The organism is Pseudomonas asturiensis (assembly GCF_900143095.1).
GTDB classification, from domain to species: domain Bacteria; phylum Pseudomonadota; class Gammaproteobacteria; order Pseudomonadales; family Pseudomonadaceae; genus Aquipseudomonas; species Aquipseudomonas asturiensis.
Map to the genome: position 1 here is coordinate 1 of NZ_FRDA01000032.1, position 8150 is coordinate 8150.

The 8150-nt window shown below is 60.1% G+C and carries 6 protein-coding genes and 1 pseudogene; 5 read left to right on the forward strand and 2 right to left on the reverse strand.

The annotated features are described in order from the left end of the window. Window positions 1–579: 579 nt before the first annotated feature. Window positions 580–1809, reverse strand: coding sequence for a phosphoglycerate dehydrogenase (gene serA / locus BUB69_RS27925; protein WP_024685968.1), 1230 nt, complete (start codon window positions 1807–1809; stop codon window positions 580–582). 161 nt (window positions 1810–1970) lie between these two features. Between serA and BUB69_RS27930 the strand changes: the two are divergent. The 4 genes and pseudogenes from BUB69_RS27930 to BUB69_RS27945 all read left to right on the forward strand — a co-directional run bounded on the left by BUB69_RS27930 (window position 1971) and on the right by BUB69_RS27945 (window position 6229). After that, window positions 1971–3364, forward strand: a pseudogene (locus BUB69_RS27930) (FAD-binding oxidoreductase). 65 nt (window positions 3365–3429) lie between these two features. Next, on the forward strand, window positions 3430–4095 hold the full coding sequence (locus BUB69_RS27935; RefSeq protein WP_073173464.1) for a fumarylacetoacetate hydrolase family protein: 666 nt from the start codon (window positions 3430–3432) through the stop codon (window positions 4093–4095). A 182-nt stretch (window positions 4096–4277) separates the two neighbouring features. Beyond that, window positions 4278–5210: an SdiA-regulated domain-containing protein gene (locus BUB69_RS27940; protein ID WP_073173469.1), complete on the forward strand. Its 933-nt coding sequence runs from the start codon at window positions 4278–4280 to the stop codon at window positions 5208–5210. A 110-nt stretch (window positions 5211–5320) separates the two neighbouring features. Further along, the gene (locus BUB69_RS27945) at window positions 5321–6229 is read left to right on the forward strand and encodes an SdiA-regulated domain-containing protein (RefSeq protein WP_073173472.1); all 909 of its coding nucleotides are present in this window, start codon (window positions 5321–5323) and stop codon (window positions 6227–6229) included. A 73-nt stretch (window positions 6230–6302) separates the two neighbouring features. Here the strand turns inward: BUB69_RS27945 and rpiA are convergent, their stop codons facing one another. After that, a complete protein-coding gene (gene rpiA / locus BUB69_RS27950; protein WP_024694429.1) occupies window positions 6303–6974 on the reverse strand; it encodes a ribose-5-phosphate isomerase RpiA in 672 nt (223 codons plus the stop codon). A 145-nt stretch (window positions 6975–7119) separates the two neighbouring features. On the opposite strand from rpiA, the gene ilvA reads away from it, so the two are divergent. Then, the coding region (gene ilvA, locus BUB69_RS27955; protein WP_073173476.1) for a threonine ammonia-lyase, biosynthetic at window positions 7120–8150 on the forward strand (1031 nt) is incomplete at its 3' end.

Here is an 8150-nt window from a genome sequence, read left to right on the forward strand (position 1 = left end):
AGGGGCCAGTACATTCAGCCAAAGTGTGGCGCCTGAAACTCAGTCTTCGCGGACAAGTCCGCTCCCACGGAGTGCGCAGTTCACATTCCATTGGGAGTGGGCTTGCTCACGAAGAGGCCGGTGCATCCACTGAAACAGGTGCGTGCGAAGCATGGCTTTCGCGAGCAAGCTCGCTCCCACGGGGTGAAAACCGGTCCCATCAGCAAGTGGGAGCGGACTTGTCCGCGAAGGGGCCAGTACATTCAGCCAAAGTGTGGCGCCTGAAACTCAGTCTTCGCGGACAAGTCCGCTCCCACGGAGTGCGCAGTTCACATTCCAGTGGGAGTGAGCTTGCTCACGAAGAGGCCGGCGCATCCACTGAAACAGGGGCGTGCGAAGCATGGCTTTCGCGAGCAAGCACGTTCCCACGGGGTGTCGAACGTATACGCCGGACCGTGGGAGGCGGCTTGCCGGCGATGCAGTCGATGCGGTGTATCAGGAGAAGGCGCGCCGGGTTTCATCCTCAAAATGCCCTCCACCGGCCAGGCACAAAAAAGGAGACCCGAAGGTCTCCTTTTTCAGGGCTGCGCAATGATCGGATCAGAACAGAACGCGGCTGCGGATGGTGCCTTTGATGTGTTGCAGCTTCTCTTGCGCCAGGTCCGAGTACTCGGCGTCCACGTCGATAACCACGTAACCGACTTTCTCGTTGGTCTGCAGGAACTGACCGGAGATGTTGATGCCGTTCTCGGCGAAGACCTTGTTGATCTCGCTGAGCACGCCCGGGATGTTTTCGTGGATGTGCAGCAGGCGGTGCTTGCCAGGGTGAGCGGGCAGGGCCACTTCCGGGAAGTTGACCGAGGACACCGACGTACCGTTGTCGCTGTACTTGACCAGCTTCTCAGCCACTTCCAGACCGATGTTGGCCTGCGCTTCGGCAGTGGAACCACCGATGTGCGGGGTCAGGATCACGTTGTCCAGGCCGCGCAGCGGGCTTTCGAAGACGTCGTCGTTCGAGCGGGGCTCGACCGGGAACACGTCGATGGCCGCGCCGATCAGGTGCTTGTCCTTGATCGCATCCGCCAGGGCTTCGAGTTCGACCACGGTGCCACGCGCCGCGTTGATCAGGATGCTGCCTTTCTTCATGGCGCGGATTTCTTTCTCGCCGATCATCCACTGGGTGGATGGCAGCTCAGGCACATGCAGGGAAACGATGTCGGCCAGACCCAGCAGTTCGTTGAGGCTGGTGACCTGCGTCGCGTTACCCAGCGGCAGCTTGGTCAGCGGATCGAAGAAGAACACCTGCATACCCAGGCCTTCAGCCAGAACCGACAACTGCGTACCGATCGAGCCGTAGCCGATGATGCCCAGTTTCTTGCCACGGATTTCGAACGAGTTGGCAGCGCTCTTGATCCAGCCGCCACGGTGGCAGGATGCATTCTTTTCAGGGATGCCGCGCAGCAGCAGGATGGCCTCGGCCAGGACCAGTTCGGCGACGGAACGGGTGTTGGAATACGGCGCGTTGAACACCGCAATACCGCGTTCACGTGCAGCGCCCAGGTCAACCTGGTTGGTGCCGATGCAGAAGCAGCCGACCGCGACCAGTTTCTTGGCGCAATCGAACATCTCTTCGGTCAGTTGGGTGCGGGAGCGGATACCGATGAAATGAGCGTCGGCGATCTTTTCCTTCAGCTCAGCTTCCGGCAGAGACTTGGTGTGGTACTCGATGCTGGTGTAGCCGGCTGCCTTGAGGACGTCGACAGCGGATTGATGGACGCCTTCGAGAAGAAGGAACTTGATCTTGCTCTTGTCGAGGGAAGTCTTGCTCATCTGCGTAAACCTGTGTCCCGAAGAAAATTGGCAGGGGGTGTCCGCAACGGCGTCGGGCGCTGTTCGCGGGGGGCGTATGCTAGCATAAGCCCCCCGCGAAACCCCATTCTTGAACGTGAACCGTTCTCAGGATGCCCATGAATTGTTCGAGAGTTGAGTCCATGACCCATCCCGCTTTGATTGATGAGCTCAAGACCCTGGTTGATCCCGGCAAAGTGCTGACCGACGAGGGCTCTCTGCAGACCTACGGCAAGGACTGGACCAAGCAATTCACCCCGGCCCCGTTGGCCATCGCGTTTCCCAAGACTATCGAGCAGGTTCAGGCCATCGTGCGCTGGGCCAACGAGCGCCACGTCGCGCTGGTGCCGTCGGGCGGCAGAACCGGGCTTCCGCAGCCGCTGTGGCTGCCAATGGCGAGGTGGTGGTTTCGTTCGACTACATGAATCAGATTCTGGACCTCAACCTGACAGACCGCACGGCAGTCTGTCAGCCGGGCGTGATCACCCGGCAGTTGCAGGCCCTGGCCGAAGACAACGGGCTGTACTACCCGGTGGATTTTGCCTCGTCAGGTTCCAGTCAGATTGGCGGCAATATCGGCACCAATGCCGGCGGAATCAAGGTTATTCGCTACGGCATGACCCGTAACTGGGTCGCGGGCCTGAAAGTCGTGACCGGCAAGGGCGATCTGCTGGAACTGAATAAGGACCTGATCAAGAACGCCACCGGGTATGACCTGCGCCAACTGTTCATCGGTGCCGAGGGCACGCTGGGGTTCGTGGTCGAGGCGACGATGCGTCTGGACCGTGCGCCGCGCAACCTGACCGCGATGGTGCTCGGCACCGCGGACTTCAACTCGATCATGCCTGTGCTGCACGCCTTTCACGGCAAGCTCGACCTGACCGCTTTTGAATTCTTTTCCGACAAATCCTTCGCCCGCGTCATGGCGCGGGGTGATGTGCCGTCGCCGTTCGACACGCCGTGCCCGTTCTACGTGTTACTGGAATTCGAAGCCACCACCGAAGACCTGGCCAATCAGGCGCTGGAAACCTTCGAGCACTGCGTCGAGCAAGGCTGGGTGCTGGATGGCGTGATGAGCCAGAGCGAGCAGCAGTTGCGCAACCTGTGGAAGCTGCGCGAGTACATCTCCGAAACCATCTCGCACTTCACGCCATACAAGAACGACATCTCGGTGACGGTCTCGAAAGTGCCACAATTTCTGGCTGAAATTGACGCCATTGTGGGTGAACACTATCCCGATTTCGACGTGCTCTGGTACGGCCACATCGGCGACGGCAACCTGCACCTGAACATCCTCAAGCCTGAAGCCCTCGACAAGGACGAGTTTTTCGTCAAGTGTGCCCGCGTCAACAAATGGGTGTTCGAGATCGTCGAGAAGTACAACGGCTCGATCTCCGCCGAACATGGTGTGGGCATGACCAAGCGTGATTACCTGACCTACAGCCGCTCGCCGGTCGAGATTGAGTACATGAAAGCCATGAAGGCGATCTTCGACCCCAATGGCATCATGAATCCCGGCAAAATATTCGCTGTTTGATCATCTGTCGTAACGTATATAAAAAGCCACCTAACAAGTCGCATCTTTCAGACCCAGGAGACGTCATGAGCTACCAGCACAAATATGTCGATGGAACGAACATCCACTTCCCGCTGGGCAAAGTGGTGTGTATCGGTCGCAACTACGCTGAGCACGCCAAGGAGCTGGGCAATCCGGTCCCTACCGAGCCTCTGCTGTTCATGAAGCCTGGCAGCGCGGTGGTTGCGCTGGAAGGCGGATTCACCATCCCGGCCGACCGTGGCTCGGTGCATTACGAAGCCGAAATCGTGGTGCTGATCGGCAAGCCGCTGACCAAGAATCCATCCCGCGAAGAAGTGCTGGATGCCATCAGCGGGTTCGCGCCGGGTCTGGACCTGACCCTGCGTGACGTGCAGTCGCGTCTGCGCGAGAAAGGCCTGCCATGGGAACTGGCCAAGTGCTTCGATGGCGCTGCGGTCATCGCGCCGTTCGTGCCGGCTGAAACCTTCCCGGACCTGACGGACATCGGCATTCGCCTGACCATCAACGGCAAGGTGGTGCAGGACGGCAACAGCAGCCTGATGCTCAATCCGATCGTGCCGATGATCCAGCACATGGCCGCGAATTTCTCGCTGCAGGCCGGTGACATCATCATGACCGGCACGCCAGCAGGCGTCGGACCGTTCGAAGCAGGCGACCAGATCGTTCTCGAACTGGCTGGCCAGGCGCCTTTCGAAAGCGTCGTTCGCTGATCGGCCTGCGAAACCTGCTCGTCAAAAAGCCACCCGGATCAACGTCCGGGTGGCTTTTGTTTACCCGCTGGGTAATAGTCCCCACCGCTTTGCGTTTTTTTCACACCTGCTCTGGATAATCCTGCCGGCCCCTCGTGGGCGATAAGCCATATCGACGTTATCTTTGCCCGGGAACCCTTTCAATGCCCCTTCCTGACTCAACACTGCCCGCTTCCAGGAAACGCTTTGCTTTCATTCGGCGCTTGCGCTGGTACTCGTGGTTGCTGCTGGTGGCAATCATCGGCTACGGCGTCGCTTTCGCGATGCATTGGGATGATCGCGCGGTACTCTGGGTAAAGGAACGGTTCGAAGACAAGGCAGCCCGCAGCGCGAGCATCTGGTTGCCTGACTATCATGTGGCTATCGATGCCAAGGCACTGCCCGGTATGGAGAAGGATGAGGCCTCGGACCTGTCGTATAACCCGGTGACCAAGACCTTGTTCGCGGTCATGGGCAAGAACCCGTTTCTGGTCGAGCTGACCCTTGAAGGCGATGTGTTGCGCAAGATTCCGCTGGTCGGCTGGAGCAATCCCGAAGGCGTGGCGGTCATGAATGACGGCCTGATCGCAATTACCGACGAGCGTCAGCACCAACTGACCATCGTCAAGGTGACGGCCGACACGGTAACGCTTAACATCGCGGACTTTCCGAAGTACGAACTGGGCAAGTCCGCAAACCAGAACAAGGGGTTCGAGGGCATCGCCTGGGATCCGCGTCGCCAGCAGTTGATATTGGGCGAAGAACGGCCGGCCGCACTGTTCACCTGGAAGAGCGACGGCAGCAATGTGCTCACGGGCGACAAACAGAAACTGCCGAGTCGCTCGCTGGACATGCGCAATCTGTCCTCGTTGAGCATCGATTCGCGTACCGGTCATATGCTCGCGCTGTCGGCGGACTCGCACCTCTTGCTGGAGGTGGACGAGCAGGGCGGACAGGTCAGCTTCATGACCTTGCTAGGCGGCATGAACGGCCTGAAAGAGACGATTCCGCGCGCTGAAGGCGTGGCGCTGGATGAGGCAGGAACGTTGTACATGGTGAGCGAGCCGAACCTGTTCTATTCGTTTCGCAAACACTGAGCCAGGACGGCTGAACACATAATTGGTAAAAAAGTAGCACTACGCCATTAAGCTTGATTTCATAATGGCGTGCTATCAATGCCGTCCGCTCAACCTTTCGAGTCACCCCCATGCGTCGCTCTACCCGCTCTTTGCTCTTGCTTATCGTCCTTGTGCCCTTGATCGTTCTGCTGTTTTCAATCGCCAACCAGCGGTACCGCTTCGTCGAGCGTGCCCAGTTCGACTGGCAGATGTTCTGGCAGTCCGACTCGCAGGAGGCCATTGGCCTTGATCAGTACCGTGCGGTGGTCGAAGGGCAGGTGATCGACGGACTCTCGGATGATGTCTCCGGCCTGAGCTACGATCCGGACCGCAACAGCCTGTTCACAGTGACCAACCAGAACGCTGAAATGGTCGAGTTGAGCCTCGACGGGCGTATCCTGCGCCGTATCAAATTAAGCGGCTTCGGTGATGCAGAAGCCGTCGAGTACATCAGCCCCGGCATCTACGTGATCAGCGACGAACGCCAGCAGCGGCTGATCAAGGTCCATGTCGATGACAGCACGCAATCCCTGGACGCGGCCAACGCAGAGCAACTGACGCTGGGACTCAACGCAGGTGGCAATAAGGGCTACGAAGGCCTGGCCTATGATCGCAAGGGCGAACGCCTGTTCGTCGCCCGCGAGCGCGATCCGGTGCAGATCATCGAAGTGCGCGGTTTCCCCAAGGCCAGCGCGGATGGCCCCAGCAATCTTCAGGTGATTTCCGACAGCAAGCGCGACGCGGGCCTGTTCGTGCGTGATCTGTCCAGCCTGCAATTCGATCAGAACAGCGGGCATCTGCTGGCGCTGTCCGATGAGTCCAGGCAAATCGTCGAGCTGGACATTGATGGCCGACCGATTGGCAGCAGTTCGCTGAACAAGGGCCAGATGGGCCTGAGCAAGAGCGTGCCGCAGGCCGAAGGTGTCGCCATGGACGATAACGGGGTGCTGTACCTGGTGAGCGAGCCGAATCTGTTTTACGTGTTTCGCAAGCCGTAGCCCTTTGAAATCCTGAACGCTGGACACAAAAGTGCCCACGCAGGGTGGGCACTTTTTATTAACGCGGTGAGGCTTAGCGGGTCAGCGTTTTCACGCCTTCAGCGGTGCCCAGCAACAGCAGGTCGGCCGGGCGGGCAGCGAACAGGCCGTTAGTGACCACGCCGACGATGGCGTTGATCTGCGCTTCCAGCTCCACCGGGTTGGTGATGCTCATGTTGTGCACATCGAGAATGATGTTGCCGTTGTCGGTCAGCACGCCTTCACGGTAGACCGGGTCGCCGCCCAGCTTCACCAGTTGGCGCGCGACATGGCTGCGCGCCATCGGAATCACTTCAACCGGCAACGGGAACGCGCCCAGCACCGGCACCAGCTTGCTGCCGTCGGCGATGCAGATGAAGGTCTTCGCCACGGCGGCCACGATCTTCTCGCGGGTCAGGGCTGCGCCGCCGCCCTTGATCAGGTTCAGGTGCTCGTCGCTCTCGTCCGCGCCATCGATGTAGAACTCCAGATCGCTGACAGTATTGAGTTCATAGACCGGAATGCCGTGGCCTTTCAGGCGCGCAGCAGTCGCTTCGGAACTGGCGACTGCGCCGTCGAAGGCGGCCTTGTGCCTGGCCAGCGCGTCGATGAAGCAGTTGGCCGTGGAGCCGGTGCCGACGCCCACAATGCTCTTGTCGTCGAGCTTTGGAAGGATGAAATCGACAGCCGCCTGGGCGACTGCCTGTTTGAGTTGATCCTGGGTCATGCGGGCTCCACGGTGCCAGAGGTATGCAAAAGGGCCCGCATTATAGCGGCGACTGCGGCGCAAAGCCCTGTCATTCGTATGGTCGTCCATCGGAGTGAGGGGTAGACTTGCCGGTCTTGCCCTTTCCACCAGTGATGTCGTCCCGATGCTTGAACAGTACGTCAAGAAAATCCTCACGTCCCGCGTCTACGACGTCGCCATCGAAACCCCGCTGCAGGGCGCACGACAGCTCTCCGAGCGCCTTGGCAACCAGGTGCTGCTCAAGCGCGAAGACCTGCAGCCGGTGTTCTCGTTCAAGATTCGCGGCGCTTATAACAAGCTGGCGCAACTGAGCGCCGAAGAAGCCGCACGCGGCGTGGTCACCGCCTCGGCAGGTAACCATGCACAAGGGCTGGCGCTGGCGGCGAAGGAATTGGGCATCAAGGCGACCATCGTCATGCCGCGCACCACGCCGGAGATCAAGGTCGAAGGCGTGCGCTCACGTGGCGCGACGGTGGTGCTGCACGGCGACTCGTTTCCCGAAGCGCTGGCGTACTCGCTCAAACTGGTCGATGAGCAGGGCTTTGTCTACATCCACCCCTATGACGACCCCGACACCATCGCCGGACAAGGCACGGTGGCGATGGAAATCCTGCGTCAGCAGCCAGGCCAGCTGGACGCGATCTTCGTGCCGGTGGGCGGCGGCGGGCTGATCGCAGGCATTGCGGCCTACGTCAAATACTTGCGACCCGACATCAAGGTGATCGGTGTCGAGCCTGACGATTCCAACTGCCTGCAAGCCGCCATGGCCGCAGGCGAGCGGGTGGTGCTCAGTCAGGTCGGGCTGTTTGCCGATGGCGTGGCAGTGGCGCAGATCGGTCATCACACCTTCGAGGTCTGCCGCCATTACGTGGACGAAGTGATCACCGTCAGCACCGACGAGATCTGCGCGGCCATCAAGGACATCTACGACGACACCCGCTCCATCACCGAACCGTCCGGCGCGCTGGGCGTGGCCGGGATCAAGAAATACGTCGAGCAGCGCGGGATCAGCGGCCAGACCCTGGTGGCGATCGATTCCGGGGCCAACGTCAACTTCGACCGCCTGCGTCACGTGGCCGAACGCGCCGAACTGGGCGAAGGCCGCGAGGCGATCATCGCCGTGACCATCCCCGAGCAGCCGGGCAGCTTCAAGGC

Coding starts and splice junctions, on each gene's coding strand:
- serA (WP_024685968.1), bottom strand. CDS start 1,809: ATGAGCAAGACTTCCCTCGACAAGAGCAAGATCAAGTTCCTTCTTCTC.
- BUB69_RS27935 (WP_073173464.1), top strand. CDS start 3,430: ATGAGCTACCAGCACAAATATGTCGATGGAACGAACATCCACTTCCCG.
- BUB69_RS27940 (WP_073173469.1), top strand. CDS start 4,278: ATGCCCCTTCCTGACTCAACACTGCCCGCTTCCAGGAAACGCTTTGCT.
- BUB69_RS27945 (WP_073173472.1), top strand. CDS start 5,321: ATGCGTCGCTCTACCCGCTCTTTGCTCTTGCTTATCGTCCTTGTGCCC.
- rpiA (WP_024694429.1), bottom strand. CDS start 6,974: ATGACCCAGGATCAACTCAAACAGGCAGTCGCCCAGGCGGCTGTCGAT.